The 13913-nt window shown below is 61.6% G+C and carries 16 protein-coding genes; 9 read left to right on the top strand and 7 right to left on the bottom strand.

From position 1 onward, the window contains the following. Positions 1–56: 56 nt before the first annotated feature. Genes ACKJSM_RS27700 through ACKJSM_RS27685 form a run of 4 tightly spaced genes read right to left on the bottom strand, consistent with a single transcriptional unit; the run spans position 57 to position 3622 of the window. Entirely contained in the window at positions 57–809 is a 753-nt protein-coding gene (locus ACKJSM_RS27700; protein ID WP_410239434.1) for an N-formylglutamate amidohydrolase, read from the bottom strand. Next, positions 793–2124, bottom strand: coding sequence for a glutamine synthetase (locus ACKJSM_RS27695; RefSeq protein WP_410239433.1), 1332 nt, complete (start codon positions 2122–2124; stop codon positions 793–795). Before ACKJSM_RS27695 ends, ACKJSM_RS27700 begins: the two co-directional genes overlap by 17 nt. Next, positions 2121–2765: an isochorismatase family cysteine hydrolase gene (locus ACKJSM_RS27690; RefSeq protein WP_236181752.1), complete on the bottom strand. Its 645-nt coding sequence runs from the start codon at positions 2763–2765 to the stop codon at positions 2121–2123. Before ACKJSM_RS27690 ends, ACKJSM_RS27695 begins: the two co-directional genes overlap by 4 nt. A 2-nt stretch (positions 2766–2767) precedes the next feature. After that, positions 2768–3622: a MurR/RpiR family transcriptional regulator gene (locus ACKJSM_RS27685; RefSeq protein ID WP_236181751.1), complete on the bottom strand. Its 855-nt coding sequence runs from the start codon at positions 3620–3622 to the stop codon at positions 2768–2770. A 319-nt stretch (positions 3623–3941) separates the two neighbouring features. Here ACKJSM_RS27685 and ACKJSM_RS27680 point away from each other — a divergent pair, with 319 nt between their 5' ends. Together ACKJSM_RS27680 and cobF are read left to right on the top strand one after the other, a co-directional pair. Beyond that, positions 3942–4511 carry a histidine phosphatase family protein gene (locus ACKJSM_RS27680; RefSeq protein WP_410239432.1) on the top strand — a complete coding sequence of 190 codons (570 nt, stop codon included), beginning with the start codon at positions 3942–3944 and terminating at the stop codon, positions 4509–4511. Then, complete coding sequence (cobF, locus tag ACKJSM_RS27675; protein WP_410239431.1) at positions 4511–5266, top strand: precorrin-6A synthase (deacetylating); 756 nt, start codon at positions 4511–4513, stop codon at positions 5264–5266. The genes ACKJSM_RS27680 and cobF overlap by 1 nt, the downstream gene beginning before the upstream one ends. Here the strand turns inward: cobF and ftrA are convergent. Next, the gene (gene ftrA, locus ACKJSM_RS27670; RefSeq protein WP_410239430.1) at positions 5235–6224 is read right to left on the bottom strand and encodes a transcriptional regulator FtrA; all 990 of its coding nucleotides are present in this window, start codon (positions 6222–6224) and stop codon (positions 5235–5237) included. The two genes, cobF and ftrA, sit on opposite strands and share 32 nt — an antisense overlap. A gap of 99 nt (positions 6225–6323) precedes the next feature. Between ftrA and ACKJSM_RS27665 the strand changes: the two genes are divergently transcribed. The 4 genes from ACKJSM_RS27665 to ACKJSM_RS27650 all read left to right on the top strand — a co-directional run bounded on the left by ACKJSM_RS27665 (position 6324) and on the right by ACKJSM_RS27650 (position 9814). Then, positions 6324–6758, top strand: coding sequence for a rhodanese-like domain-containing protein (locus ACKJSM_RS27665; protein ID WP_410239429.1), 435 nt, complete (start codon positions 6324–6326; stop codon positions 6756–6758). Positions 6759–7012: 254 nt separating this feature from the next. Continuing rightward, the gene (locus ACKJSM_RS27660) at positions 7013–7792 is read left to right on the top strand and encodes an ABC transporter substrate-binding protein (protein ID WP_039767817.1); all 780 of its coding nucleotides are present in this window, start codon (positions 7013–7015) and stop codon (positions 7790–7792) included. Between the two features lie 126 nt (positions 7793–7918). Beyond that, positions 7919–9031, top strand: a complete 1113-nt coding sequence (locus ACKJSM_RS27655) for a succinylglutamate desuccinylase/aspartoacylase family protein (protein ID WP_410239428.1) — start codon at positions 7919–7921, stop codon at positions 9029–9031. Between the two features lie 66 nt (positions 9032–9097). Beyond that, positions 9098–9814, top strand: coding sequence for an alpha/beta hydrolase (locus ACKJSM_RS27650; RefSeq protein ID WP_410239427.1), 717 nt, complete (start codon positions 9098–9100; stop codon positions 9812–9814). 3 nt (positions 9815–9817) lie between these two features. Here the strand turns inward: ACKJSM_RS27650 and ACKJSM_RS27645 are convergent, their stop codons facing one another. Next, positions 9818–10384 carry a hypothetical protein gene (locus tag ACKJSM_RS27645; RefSeq protein WP_410239426.1) on the bottom strand — a complete coding sequence of 189 codons (567 nt, stop codon included), beginning with the start codon at positions 10382–10384 and terminating at the stop codon, positions 9818–9820. Positions 10385–10589: 205 nt separating this feature from the next. On the opposite strand from ACKJSM_RS27645, the gene ACKJSM_RS27640 reads away from it, so the two are divergent. Further along, on the top strand, positions 10590–10919 hold the full coding sequence (locus ACKJSM_RS27640; RefSeq protein ID WP_410239425.1) for a hypothetical protein: 330 nt from the start codon (positions 10590–10592) through the stop codon (positions 10917–10919). A 39-nt stretch (positions 10920–10958) separates the two neighbouring features. On the opposite strand, the gene ACKJSM_RS27635 is transcribed toward ACKJSM_RS27640, so the two are convergent. Continuing rightward, complete coding sequence (locus tag ACKJSM_RS27635; RefSeq protein WP_410239424.1) at positions 10959–11726, bottom strand: hypothetical protein; 768 nt, start codon at positions 11724–11726, stop codon at positions 10959–10961. A 148-nt stretch (positions 11727–11874) separates the two neighbouring features. Here ACKJSM_RS27635 and ACKJSM_RS27630 point away from each other — a divergent pair, with 148 nt between their 5' ends. After that, positions 11875–12414: a chalcone isomerase family protein gene (locus ACKJSM_RS27630; protein ID WP_410239423.1), complete on the top strand. Its 540-nt coding sequence runs from the start codon at positions 11875–11877 to the stop codon at positions 12412–12414. 77 nt (positions 12415–12491) lie between these two features. After that, entirely contained in the window at positions 12492–13811 is a 1320-nt protein-coding gene (locus tag ACKJSM_RS27625) for an Nramp family divalent metal transporter (protein WP_236181742.1), read from the top strand. Positions 13812–13913 lie beyond the last annotated feature (102 nt).

Below are 13913 nucleotides of genomic sequence, written 5' to 3'. Positions count from 1 at the left end.
TTTTCGTTGTTATATCGGTCTGTCGTTTACAGCGTCAGCAGTGGTTACAACAATCTTTACAGCAGGGGTGCCAGATAATCTGCCCAGCGGGTTACCGCGTCCGGGCTGCGCAGCAGGTCGTTGCGCACTTCGATCAATACCGAATCCAGGCCCCGGGCATCGCCGTGTACCGGCACGGTCATGTCCCCCAGCGGGTCGATTCTGTACGGCAGGTTGCCGGCGACTTTCAGCGGATGTCGTTCCAGACCGTCGAGCATCCGTTGGGCATAGGCCCGGGCCTGACCGAACAGCACGCCGACTTCCAGCTCGCGCGGCTGGCCGTAGTACACCGGGGTGAAGCTGTGAATCCCCACCACCCGGACCGGCCGACCTTCGGCCAGACGTGCATCGATCAGTTGTTGCAGCCGCGTGTGAAACGGCTTGAACAGGCACTGGCGACGATACTCGCGCGTGGCCTCATCGAGTTCGCGATTACCCGGCACCTGGTAGATCTCGCTTTGCGCCGGAATGCTGTCGGGTGCATGCCGGGGGCGGTTGAGGTCGATCAACAGGCGCGAATAGTTGGCGCTCAACAGGGTGGCGCCCAGTTGCTCCGACAGTTGCTCGGCCAGCGCCAGGGCGCCGATGTCCCAGGCAATGTGTTCACGCGCCGCGGTGTCCTCCAGGCCCAGATTGTTCAGGGCCTCGGGGATGTAGCGGCTGGCGTGTTCGCACACCAGAATCAGCGGGTGCGTCGAATCTTCACGGCTCAGGTTGTAGACCGGTCGGGTGTACAACCCAAGCTCGGCGGATTCAGTACAGGCGTGCATAGTGCTCACACAGGTCAGCGGGCGAGAGCTGTTCCGTCAGCGCCAGTTCCTCGGTTTTAAGGGCGAAAAAGGTTTCGAGCAACGCGCCTGGCAGCGCTTCGACCAGCGCTTCACTGCGACGCAGGCAATCCAGTGCCTGGGCCAGGGAGGCGGGCAGGGCAACGATGCCCCGGGTCTTGCGTTGTTCGTCGTTGAGTGAATCGGGGATTTCATCGGTGATCGCGTTCAGCGCCAGGCGCTGCTCGATGCCCAGGCGCCCGGCGATCAGCAGCGCGGCCATTGCCAGATGCGGCGAGGCGGTGGCGTCCATGGCGCGAAATTCCAGGTTGTACTGCGCTGCCACGGGTTTGCCGCCCAGGCTCACGGTCGGGCAGATGCGCAGCGCCGCTTCGCGGTTCTGCTGGCCCAGACACGCGTAGGACGCGCTCCAGTGGTGCGGCTGCAAGCGTTCATAGGACACCGGCGTCGGCGCGGTAAACGCGCACAGTGCCGGCAAGTAATGCAGCACGCCCGCCGCCCAGTGCTGGCCGAGGGTCGACAGACCATTGCTGGTGCCGGCGTCGTAGAGCATCGGCTGACCGGCCAGATCCAGCAGGCTGACGTGCAGGTGCACGCCGTTGCACACCGCGTCGGCGGCGGTCTTCGGCGCGAAGCTCAAGTCCAGGCCCATTTGCCGAGCGATTTCGCGGGTGATCTCGCGCACGTTCACCGCGCGATCCGCCGCCGCCACACCGAGGGCCGGGCGGCAGGTGATTTCGTATTGGTGCTTGCCGTATTCGGGCAGGAACATTTCCGGCTCGACGCCACCGGCGCGCAGCGCACTGAGCAGCCAGCCACCGAATTCGGCGCCCTGGCGCTGGGCTTCGAGCGAGAAGGCCAGATGTTCGGCAAACCCGGCGTGCAGGTTGAATTCGTGTTCGAACGCAGCGTTGACCTGCAAACCGAGCTCATCGCGATAGCGCTCGACCTCGTTGCGCAACAGGGTGCGCGGGCACGCCGCCCATGGCCGGCCATCCGTCTCGCGGATGTCGCCGTGGATGAAATCCAGCGCCGGCGCTGCGGCGTCCGGGCCGTTGCCGACGGTGACGCGGCTGGCCAGATCGGGAATCAGCCGCAGATCGCCATAAGCGCCCCACGGACTGGTCGAGGCAATGATGTCCTGCGGCGTTAGCGCACTGTTGGCAGGCACCCAGCCACAACCGGCGGCCTGATAGTGCTCCAGCTCATCGCTGGGAAACGAGCGGCCACGGGTGACGCCGATCAGGTCGGTGGTGACGATGGTGGTCATCGGCAACGGCGACAGGCGTGCGCTCATGACTGCATCTCCTGCAACCGTCCGAGCACGGTGTCGGTGTCGGTGATCCAGCAATAGCCCTTGATCGCGTTCAGGCAGGCGTCGTGGCGTGCATCGGTATAGGTCGCGCAGGCGTCTGCCACCAGTGTGACGAGATAGCCGCGGTCAGCGGCGTCGCGTACGGCCATGTCCACGCACTGGTCGGTGACGATCCCGGCGATGATCAGGTGACGGGTTTCGAGGTTGCGCAGCACGTAGTCGATGTTGGTCGAGTTGAAAACCCCGGACGAGGTCTTGGGCAGCACGATTTCGTTTTCCGCCGGGGTCAGTTCGGCGATGACCTGTGCCTGCGGGCTGCCCTTGGGCAAGTGCATGTCCGACAGTTTGTGATCCAGCGAGCGGTCGCGGCCGTCGGCAGTGAGGCTTTCGATCAGGGTGTGCAGCACGTTCTGCCGTGCGTCGCGAAAGGCGTTGAGCAGGCGAACCTGATTGGGTACCACTTGCGAGCGCGTACGGTTGAGGAAGTACGCGGCGTCCGGGCCTTCGAGGTGCGGGTCGAACTGCGGCTCGAGCCAGGCACGCTGCATGTCCACCAGCAACAGCGCGGTGTGGTCGATGACAAACGGCAGGTCCCGTGGCGAGCGATGGGGAAGGCTGAACATCCTTATTTATCCTCCAGCAAGTGGGTGTCGAAGTCGTTGCGCAGGGCATCGATGCCTTCCAGGCGATCGGCCAGGTCCGGGCAGCGCAGGGTCAGGCAGGCAATCAATGCCTCGACCTGGGCCAGCGCCGGGACCATGGTGTCGAACGGCGAGGCCGACTCCACCGGGGCGCTGATGATCATGTCGGCCAGTTCGCGCAGCGGCGAGGCATAGATGTCGGTGAACAGCACGACGCGAGCATTGTTGTTTTTCGCGGCGCTGGCCACGCGCAGGGCCTGGGTCTGATAGCGGCGATAGTCGAACACCAGCACCACGTCCTGGCGTTGCAGGTCGAACAGACGATCCGGCAGTTGCGCGTTGTCCTCCAGTGCAAAGCAGCCGGGACGCAGCAGGCGCAAATGATTGAGCAGGTAGGTTGCCATCAGACTGCTGAAGCGTCCGCCGAAGCAGTAGACCTGATGGCGGGTATCGAGCAGCCAGTCGGCGAGAATCCGCACGTCTTCCGGTTGGGTCAGGGCCTGGGTTTCGGCCAGCAGGCTATGGCTGTGAGCCAGGTAATGGCTCCAGGCATCGTCCTTGTTCTGCTGCGAGCGCGGTTGTAACAGAGTGCGCGGCGAGCGCAGGCGATGGTCCATGTCGCTGAGCAGGGCGTCCTGGAATTCGGCGTAACCGCCGAAACCGAGCTTTTTCACCAGCCGCACGATGGTCGGATCGCTGACGCCGGCATGTTCGGCCAGGCGCGCCATCGGGCCAAGCCCGTTGCGTGGATACTGATCGAGCAAGGCGCGAACGACTTTGCGCTCCGACGGCGTCAGGTCAAGGCCAGGGTCGGTGATCAGGTCTCTGAGAGGGGGCATCCGGGCTCCTGCTGGATGAGGTGTTGAATTCGTTTCACAATCCGTTAAAACAGTATTTATGTAACTGACGCTACATGTCTAGCGAATTTTTTGGCGTTTAAACCAAGCCCCAAAATGGGGCGAGATGCCCGTAACGCAAGGGTTACACCGATGTCGATCAGTCTTGTAGTCCATTGCCCATAGTGGTGTCAGACATTGCCGCTTTCACCTGTTCAGGTTGCTCAACCGACTTGCCCCGAGCCTCCCGGTTTACGGCACAATCAACGCTACATCGGCGACTTCGCCGATGATCGTCCTGTCTTCCAGCCGAGTGACTCCCGTGCAGACCACCCGTTTGACATTGATCTGCCATGCCAGAACCGTCGCACAAAAATTGGCGTGTTTTCCTACGAATGAACCTGTTGAAGAAACGGCGCTGGCGTCCTGCTCGCTGACTTCGCGTTTCGACACGGCATGCCGTCTGATTTGTGGCCCGGAACTGCGTACTCGTCAGACGGCGGCGTGGTTTGGCCATGAAGCGCACATCGATCAGGCCCTGCGTGATTGCGACTGGGGACGGTGGCAAGGTCAGTCGATCAAAGACTTGCAACGGAACGAACCCGAGGCCTTGCAAGCCTGGCTCGACGATCCGCACGCCGCCCCCCATGGCGGTGAGTCAGTGGCGCAACTGCGTGAACGGGTGGCGGCGTGGCTCGTTGCACTGCAAACCACGCCGGGGCACGTGGTGGCGGTCACTCATCCGTTCGTGATGCGCGCTGCATTGATGCAGGTCGTGCAGGGCGAGGCGTTTCACAGTATCGACGTCGAGCCGCTGGCGGCTATCGATCTGCGATTTGCCGGGCGCTGGCGGCTACGCTTGTCCGGCATGAGCCTGGAAGGAGCAGAGTAATGAAGCGATTGCTGGTGATCGGCATCGGTGCCGGCAACCCGGACTACATCACGATGCAGGCGGTGAAGGCGCTGAATCGGGTGGACGTGTTTTTCCTGATGGACAAGGGCCGGAACAAGGACAAGCTGATCGACCTGCGGCGGGAGATCTGCGAGCGCTACATCACCGATCGTACCTACCGTTTCGCCGAAGCCCACAGCCCGGAGCGCGAGCGCGGCGATACGGACTACGGCGCCAGCGTCGATGAACTGAACCGCGCCAAGCAGCAAACCTTCGAACGGCTGATCAATGACGAATTGGCTGACGGGCAGTGCGGCGGTTTTCTGGTATGGGGCGATCCGGCGTTGTACGACAGCACCATTCGCATCCTGCAGGCGATTCTGGCCTCGGGGCGATGTGCGTTTGAATTCGAAGTCATTCCGGGCATCACCAGCGTTCAGGCCTTGGCGGCACAGCACAAGGTGCCGCTGAACAGCATCGGCCGCTCGATTGAGATCACCACCGGCCGACGTTTGGCGGCGGGGCAGGTGAGTGACACGGACAGTCTGGTGGTGATGCTCGACGCGGACGATTCCTACCATCGGGTGGCGGATCAGGAGACCGAGATTTACTGGGGCGCCTACCTTGGCACGCCGGATGAAATCCTCATCAGTGGCAAGCTCAGCGACGTTGCCGATGAGATCGAGCGGGTACGCAAGGCTGCGCGGGCCGAGCATGGCTGGATCATGGACACCTATCTGTTGCGCAAGCCTTGATCTCTCGACCAAAGCGCTCGCGATACACCAACGGCGGCACCCCGACCACGCTGCGAAACGCCACACGAAAGCTTTCCACCGAGCGGTAGCCACAGCGCAGGGCGATCTGCTCGGTGTTTAGCGGCGTGCTTTCCAGCAACTCCCGGGCCCGGGCCAGACGCTCGTGTTGCAGCCACGCCTTGGGTGACTGGCCGCTGGCTTCGGTAAATTTGCGCAGGAAGGTGCGTTCGCTCATCGCCGCTTCGCTGGCCAGAGCGCGCACTTCCAGCGGTTCGTGCAGGCGCTCGCGAGCCCACTGCATCACGCGCGACAGGTCACTTCGCGGCGTCGGGCTGACCGGTGTCGGAATGAATTGCGCCTGGCCGCCGGTACGCTGCGGCGACATCACCAGCCGCCGCGCCACCGCGTTGGCGATCTGGGTGCCGAAGTCCCGCGCCACCAGATGCAGGCAGGCGTCGATCCCGGCTGCGCTGCCGGCCGAGGTAATCAATTGGCCGGAATCCACGTAAAGCACATCCGGATCGACATCGATGGCCGGGAAGTGCTCGGCCAGCTCCGAGGTGTAGCGCCAGTGGGTGGTAGCGCCGTGCCCGTCGAGCAGGCCGCTGGCGGCCAGAACAAACACGCCCGAGCAGATCGATAACAGCCGTGCGCCGCGCCCATGGGCAGCACGCAATGCGTCAAGCAAGGCATCCGGCACCGGCGCATTGCGGTCGCGCCAGCCGGGAATGATGATGGTGCGCGCATCCGCCAACAGTTCCAGCCCACCGTCCGCCAGCACCTGAATCCCGCCCATGGCGCGCATCGGGCCTTGGTCGACGGCGGCGATGCAGTGCTCGTACCACGGAAAATCGAACTCCGGCCGGGCCAGGCCGAAGATCTCCACGGCGATGCCGAACTCAAAGGTGCAGAGGCCGTCGTAAGCCAGAATCGCTACCAATCCAGGTGAGTCAGGCATTTGGCGGAAAATTCCCGGTGAGTGTCTTGTGCGCCACTGTAGCGGCAAGCGGCGGCTCGATAAAGTCTGTTCATCCCACAGACAAAGGAGTGATTCAACATGCCCAGCCTGGTTCGCGAGATTCCTGCCGCCCCTTCGGCCATTGCCCTGATGCATTTCAGCAACCGTCTGACTTTCGAAACCGATTGCTCCGACGTCTTCAGCAGCCAGCAGGCCGGCGAGATCGATTTCGTGCTGGTGGACGTGCGCGGGCCGCTGGCTTTCGCGCGCGGTCATGTGCCGGGGGCGATCAATATTCCGGGGCGTTTGCTCACGGCGGAGGGGCTGGTGGACTACTCGAAAAACACGCTTTTCGTGGTTTATTGCGCCGGTCCCCACTGCAATGGCGCCAACAAGGCCGCGGTCAAGCTGGCGGCGCTGGGTTATCCGGTCAAGGAGATGATCGGCGGAGTGACGGGGTGGCTGGATGAAGGTTTTCAGTTGAGTGTTGCGGCACCGCGCGTCGCCATTGAACCGATCGCTTGCGATTGCTGATTGCCGGAGAGTTGCCGCTTCGGCGGCATCTTTTGTCGGCTTTGTCCTACAACCCTTGCACCGCTCTGACGCACATTTTTCCCTGGTGATGGCACTCGCCGATTTTCTGTAAGTATTTGTCGCTTAAACACAATTTGCCCCGTGCGCGCCACCATAGACTGCCGGCCACTTCGGTTTTTTTGCGCTGCACAGCCCAAGGCCGAACCTGACAATCGAAAGCTGCCAATAAAAGCCTCCGCACACGGGAGTAATAAATGAAAAAGCTGGTTATGTTCGGTGCCCTGGCACTGTCGATGTTGTCCCTGACCGCCGTGGCCGAAGACGCCAAACCGATCCGTATCGGTATCGAAGCCGGTTACCCGCCCTTCTCGATGAAAACCCCTGACGGCAAACTGGCCGGTTTCGACGTGGACATCGGCGACGCGCTGTGTGAGCAGATGAAAGTCAAATGCACCTGGGTCGAGCAAGAGTTCGACGGCCTGATCCCGGCGCTGAAAGTGAAGAAGATCGACGCGATCCTGTCCTCGATGACCATCACTGACGACCGCAAGAAAAACGTCGATTTCACCATCAAGTACTACCACACCCCGGCGCGCTTCGTGATGAAGGCTGGCTCCGGCGTGAAAGACCCGCTGGTCGAGCTCAAAGGCAAGAAAGTCGGCGTGCTGCGCGCCAGTACCCACGACCGCTACGCCACCGAAGTGCTGGTACCGGCCGGGATCGAACTGGTGCGTTACGGCTCGCAGCAGGAAGCCAACCTGGACATGGTTTCCGGTCGTATCGACGCGATGCTGGCCGACTCGGTCAACCTGAGCGACGGCTTCCTGAAAACCGACGCCGGCAAAGGCTTCGAATTCGTCGGCCCGACCTACGAAGACGCCAAGTACTTCGGCGGTGGCGCCGGTATTGCGGTGCGTAAAGGCGATACCGAGCTGGCGGAGAAATTCAATGCTGCCATCAACGAAATCCGCGCCAACGGCAAGTACAAGCAAGTGCAGGACAAGTACTTTGACTTTGACGTGTACGGCCATTAATACGCCGTAGAAAAAGTGGCCCCGTTTGCGCGGTGGCCACTTTTTTTTCGCCCGTGATTTATCCTGTCAGCACATTTCAATGCGGTCACTGCGTTGGCAGTGACCACTGAATTTCCGGAGTTCTCCATGCAACGCATCGACCATCTTCTGCCCTGGAGCCACCTGGGCAGCGAACGCTCCCTGAGTGTGTTCCGTTATGGCGCCGGCCCGCGCAAGGTCTACATCCAGGCCAGCCTGCACGCCGATGAACTGCCGGGCATGCGCACCGCATGGGAACTGAAAAAGCGCCTGACCGAGCTGGAAAGCAACGGCCATTTGCGAGGCGTGATCGAACTGGTGCCGGTGGCCAACCCGATCGGCCTCGACCAGCACCTGCAAGGCAGCCACATGGGGCGTTTCGAGCTGGGCAGCGGCAAGAACTTCAACCGCGCCTTCGTCGAACTCAGCGCACCGGTGGCCGAGCGCATCGGGGATCAGTTGGGCGGTGATGCCGAAGCCAACATTGCGTTGATCCGCCAGACCATGGGTCAGGTACTCGACGAACTGCCGGCTCCGGCGTCGCAACTGGAAGCGCTGCACCGTCTGTTGCTGCGCCACGCCTGTGAGGCCGACATCACCCTCGATCTGCATTGCGATTTTGACGCGGCGATTCATCTCTACGCCTTGCCGCAGCACTGGTCGCGGTGGCAATCCCTCGCTGCACGCCTGAAGGCTGGCGTGGCGCTGCTGTGTGAAGACTCCGGCGGAAGTTCGTTCGACGAATCCTGCTCCTCGCCATGGTTGCGACTGGCCCGGGTCTTCCCGAACGCGGCAATTCCACCGGCCAACCTCGCCACAACCCTGGAGTTGGGCAGCATGGGCGACACCCGCGTCGATCAGGCCCAGGCCAATTGCGAAGCCATTCTGGGCTTTCTCGCCGAGCAGGGCTTCATCAGCGGCGAATGGCCGAAGGCGCCGGAAGAATGCTGCGAAGGCATGCCGTTCGAAGGCACCGAGTACCTGTTCGCACCGCATCATGGCGTGGTGAGTTTCCTTCGCGATGCCGGTGAATGGGTCGAGCGCGGCGATGCGCTGTTCGAAGTGGTCAACCCGTTGAATGACCGCGTAACCACTGTGCGCGCCGGCACCAGCGGCGTGCTGTTCGCCGTCGATCGCGGCCGCTACACCCAGCCGGGCATCTGGCAGGCGAAAGTGGCGGGGCGCGAGCCGATCAGGGCGGGCAAGCTGATCAACGACTGACCCCCCATCATCCGGATCACAGTGTTAGGCTCTGCCCCGAACCCTGCACGGTGTGAAGGAAGGCTTATGTTGAAGGTGTTTGCGCTGTTGACGCTGCTGGCGTCCACGGCTGTCCAGGCTCAGACCTCGCTGCAAAACGATCTGCCGCTCAACTACCTGGCCCAGGTGCACCCGGACGCCGAACAGCGTCCGCTGGTGATTTTCCTGCATGGCTACGGCAGCAACGAAGCAGACTTGATCGGTATGAAATTTCAGCTGCCCAAGCAGCACAACTACCTGTCGGTGCAGGCTCCGATGGCGTTGGGGGAAGGGCGTTTCCAGTGGTTTCGCAAGAAAGGCGAAGGGGCCTACAACGGCGAGACTGATGATCTGAAGGCCAGCAGCCAGAAACTGCGGGCCTTTATCGCTGCGGCGGCGCAGAAATATCACGCGCAACCGGAAAAGGTGTACCTGATCGGTTTCAGTCAGGGCGCGATGATGACTTACGAGGTCGGGTTGCGGCAGCCGGCGGTAGTGGGTGGCATTGCGGCGTTGAGCGGGCGGGTGTTGCCGGTGCTCAAGAGCGAGCTGAAGTCAGAGCAACAGCATCCGCCGCTGGAGATCTTCATCGGCCATGGCACGGCGGATGACCGGGTGCCGTACAGCGGTGGCACCGAGGCCGATGCGTTGTTGCAGAAGCTGTCGTACAAGCCGCAATTTCAGGCCTACCCCGGTGTCGGCCACAGCATCAGTGCGGCCGAGCTTCGGGATTTGAACGACTGGTTGCAGCGACTCAATCCCTGAGGATCACTTTTCCTTGAGGATGGTCTTCACCAATGCCTCGTGACCGCTCTTGTCGCTGGCCCGGGAAATCACCTGGACCAGCGCCATGCGCGTGCCGGAACCGGCCAGCAATGTGGTGTTGAGGGTCTGGCCGCCGCCCTGGGTAGCCGTGCTGTCGACCTGACGCAGGCCCAGGCCATTACCTTTCTGGGTCAGGCTTTTTTCGCTGAGCTTGTTGAAGTCCGGCAGCGCCTTGCGCTGGGCGTCGATGAAATCCGACACCGTGCCGTCAAGGAACGCACTGTCGTTGTCTTTGACGTTGTTGCCTTCGGGAATCTGGTTTTCGGCGGCGATGACCACGGTCTTTGTCGTCTGGTTGGTGTACATCGTGCCCTTGGCACCGGTCGGGCCGGCGGGCAACGGGTCGGCGACAAAGCCTTTGGGCAGGACAAAACTGAATTTGCCTTCCAGCAGCGAGACTTTCTCGGTGACAGCCTTCTCCTTGGCCTTGGCCGCCTGAACATTGATGGCGCCGAAACCGGCCACCGCCGCCAGCAACAGGACGACGGCTTTCTTGTAAAGCAATGGCATTCGAATCTCCGAGGAGTGATGTCGCTTGGGGCTGCGATGATCCCATGGTGGGGTCAGTCGGCTCCAGTGCGGATCATCTGATATCCAGACTTATGGGGGACAGCCATTCTACCGTTTGTCTGAACTGACATTTCTGACAGGTGTGCGACATAGGGCGTTTTTCGTAAAAGATCCTGCAGGACCAAAATCTTGAGAGGAATCGGAAATGGCCAGTGAAAAAATTACCAATGTGAAGGTGGAGTACAAACGAGGCAACGAATATGAGCCCGAGGTATTAAAAGTTACGGGACTCGGCCCCGAAGACGGCCGGGGCGATATTGGACCGGGGCAAGTGTATTACCGGGACGCCAACCATTGGACTGCGTTTGCACGGTGTCAGGTTGGCGCCTATGACCATGGAGCCCCGGCCACGATCGAGGATGTTCATCAAACCAGCGATACTCCTCGAGGGGTTCGCGACGTTACGGTTGCGCTGGATAAAGACGGGCCGACCGGTAGATCCGCTTCAGATCCGCTGCCAGTCGATTTTCAATAACATTCCGGCCGTCTCGATAAGGTATCTGGGTCAATGGTCTCAGGTGCCTTTCACTGCCGGGCGAATTACAAGCTGTTTGGTAAATACCAGCATAGCCAGTGAAGTCGCCATCGCCATTGCAAACCCTGGCCAGCCAAATTTTGGCAAGGCAATTGCCAAGACCAGGCAAAACGCCGAAAACGAATACATCCCCGTGGCCGTCGCCCGCAGCAACGCGGCGGTAAACGCCGGGCCACGGGTCTGCTGGGAAAACACCGCCATCACGCTGCCCAGCACCGGGAACACCGCGAGCAGACCGCTCCAGCGCTCGCCGACGGTGCTGGCCAGCATCGTCACCACCAGCGTCAACGCTGCCCCGGCGATCATCCGCCAGACCAGTTTGTCTGACTTCGGCGCCGGACCGCTGACCACCGGTTGCACCTTGGGAAACAGATACGGCGCGGCAAGGAGGGCAGTCGCTGCGGCGGCGACCGAGAAGGGCAACGATGCCGGAATCAGGGACAGTATCAGCGCCAGCACGGCCCAGACCGATAAGGAAACCACTAATGCCAGCGGCCAGCTCGCCCGCTGCGCAACCTGCGCATAAGTGACACAAAACGCGATCATCGCGAACATGGCCGACAGCGCCGCCACCGCCGATTGTCCGGCGAACGCCGGGCCTTGCTCGATGGCGAGGAAAAACAGAATCGGCCCGACGACTACCGGTAACCCCGACAGCCACCCGGCGACGCTGGGCCCCCAGCGCTTGCCAGCGAGGGAAATCAGCAGCAGGAAACCGGGAATCAGCAGCAGTTTGAGCATCAGCACGCAGGTGTCTCCGTCGGGGTCGATGGGGGCCACGTTAGCATTGTGGTGAACGGATTGCTGCCGATGTATTCAAAAAATGTATACAAAACGATGGGTGTGATAGCGGGCTATGCTCTGAATATCAGGGTTTACCGGAGTCGATGCCGCGATGAGCAATACACCGAAGTTGTTGCGTGGATGCTGCGGTATCGGCTTGTGGGCCTTGTTGCTGACCCCCACTTGGGCCAACTGGCAGGACGCAGTACCCGGCGCTCAGATCATCGGCACAGGTGATTTCAGCGTGTTCGGTTTCGACGTCTACAACGCTCGGTTATGGAGTGCGGAGCGACCGCTGGCCGAGGGGCAACCCTTTGCCCTGGAGCTGATCTACCGGCGCTCCATTTCTCGCGATGACCTGGTAAAGGCCAGCGTCGATGAAATCAGGCGTCTGGCCGGGGCGTCCATCAGCCCGGCACAACTGGCTATGTGGCAAACCCAGATGCAGCAATCGTTCATTGATGTTCAGGCCGGCACGCGGATCACCGGGGTGTATCTGCCGGGCCAGGGCGCGCGGTTCTTTGTCGGCCAGCAATTGCAGCATGAAATCGATGACCCGCAGTTTGCCCGGGCATTTTTCGACATCTGGCTCGACCCGCGCACGCGCAGTCCCGAGCTGCGCGAGCAATTGCTCGGCAACGCCACACCCTGAGCGCAGCACATCGGCGCTTGGGCTCGCCGACTGAAACGTCTAAGCTGCGGCTTTCCGACTTGTTTCTGGATGTGTGCGTGAAATTCAGCTTGCCCAAAATCGCCACGGCGCCGTTCTGCCCGCCGGAAGTGGCCGGCAGTGTCCCGGTCGATCCCAACGCCTCGTTCTTCAAACGCGTATTGCGCTTTGCCGGCCCCGGTTTGCTGGTGTCGATCGGCTACATGGATCCGGGCAACTGGGCCACCGCCATCGAGGCCGGTTCGCGCTTCGGCTACAGCCTGTTGTTCGTGGTGTTGCTGGCGAGTCTGGCGGGCATGGTCGTGCAATGCCTGTGCTCGCGACTGGGCATCGCCACCGGGCGCGATCTGGCGCAGCTGTCCCGAGAACGCTACAGCACTGCAACGGCGCGGCTGCAATGGGTGCTGGCGGAAATTTCGATCATCGCCACCGACCTTGCGGAAGTACTTGGCTGCGCACTGGCGTTTCACCTGTTGCTGGGCTGTTCGCTGACGTTCGGCATCGCCCTGACGGCGTTCGATACGTTGCTGGTTCTGGCCCTGCAAAACCGCGGTTTCCGCCGGCTGGAAGCGATCATGCTGGTGCTGGTGGGCACCATCGGCGCGTGCTTCTTCGTTGAATTGCTGTTGATCAAACCGTACTGGCCGGACGTCGCCCAAGGCTTCAAACCGTCGCTATCGGCGATCAGCGATGCCGCGCCGTTGTACCTGGCCATCGGCATCCTTGGCGCCACGGTGATGCCGCACAACCTGTACCTGCACACCTCGATCGTGCAGACACGGCTGATTGGCAAGGATCTGGCCAGCAAGCAGGACGCGGTGAAGCTGGCGCGCATCGACACCATCGGTTCGCTGGCGCTGGCCTTGCTGGTCAACGCGGCGATCCTGATTCTCGCGGCGGCCGCCTTTCATCAGTCCGGGCATACCGACGTGGTCGACATCCAGGACGCCTACCACTTGCTCGACCCACTGGTGGGCGGCGCGTTGGCCAGTGTGCTGTTCGGCGTGGCGTTGCTGGCATCGGGACAGAGTTCGACCTTCACCGGCACCATCGCCGGGCAAGTGATCATGGAAGGCTATCTGAACCTGCGGATCCCTTGCTGGCAGCGGCGCCTGATCACCCGTGGGCTGGCGCTGATTCCGGCGTTCATCGGCGTGTGGCTGATGGGCGACGGCGCGGTGGGCAAACTGCTGGTGCTGAGCCAGGTGGTGTTGAGCCTGCAATTGCCGTTTGCGCTGTATCCGCTGATCCGCATGACCAACGACAAACAGCTGATGGGGTCGTTTGTGAATCGGTTGCCGACCAAGGTTCTCGCGTGGGGATTGTTTGTGGTGATCAGTGGGGCGAATGCCTGGCTGATTCTGCAGCTGGCCGCCTGATCGTTCAGGGCACAGGCAAAAAAATGGTTCTTCACGGATTGCCGGGAAAGTCGCTCTTGATCTTCATGAAAAAGAATTCGCTGTCCCGGTAGCCGTAGGCCA

This window comes from Pseudomonas sp. PHC1, assembly GCF_046487845.1.
GTDB lineage: Bacteria > Pseudomonadota > Gammaproteobacteria > Pseudomonadales > Pseudomonadaceae > Aquipseudomonas > Aquipseudomonas sputi.
The sequence above is the reverse complement of the archived record's forward strand: the minus strand, read 5'-3'. Positions and strand labels throughout refer to the sequence as shown.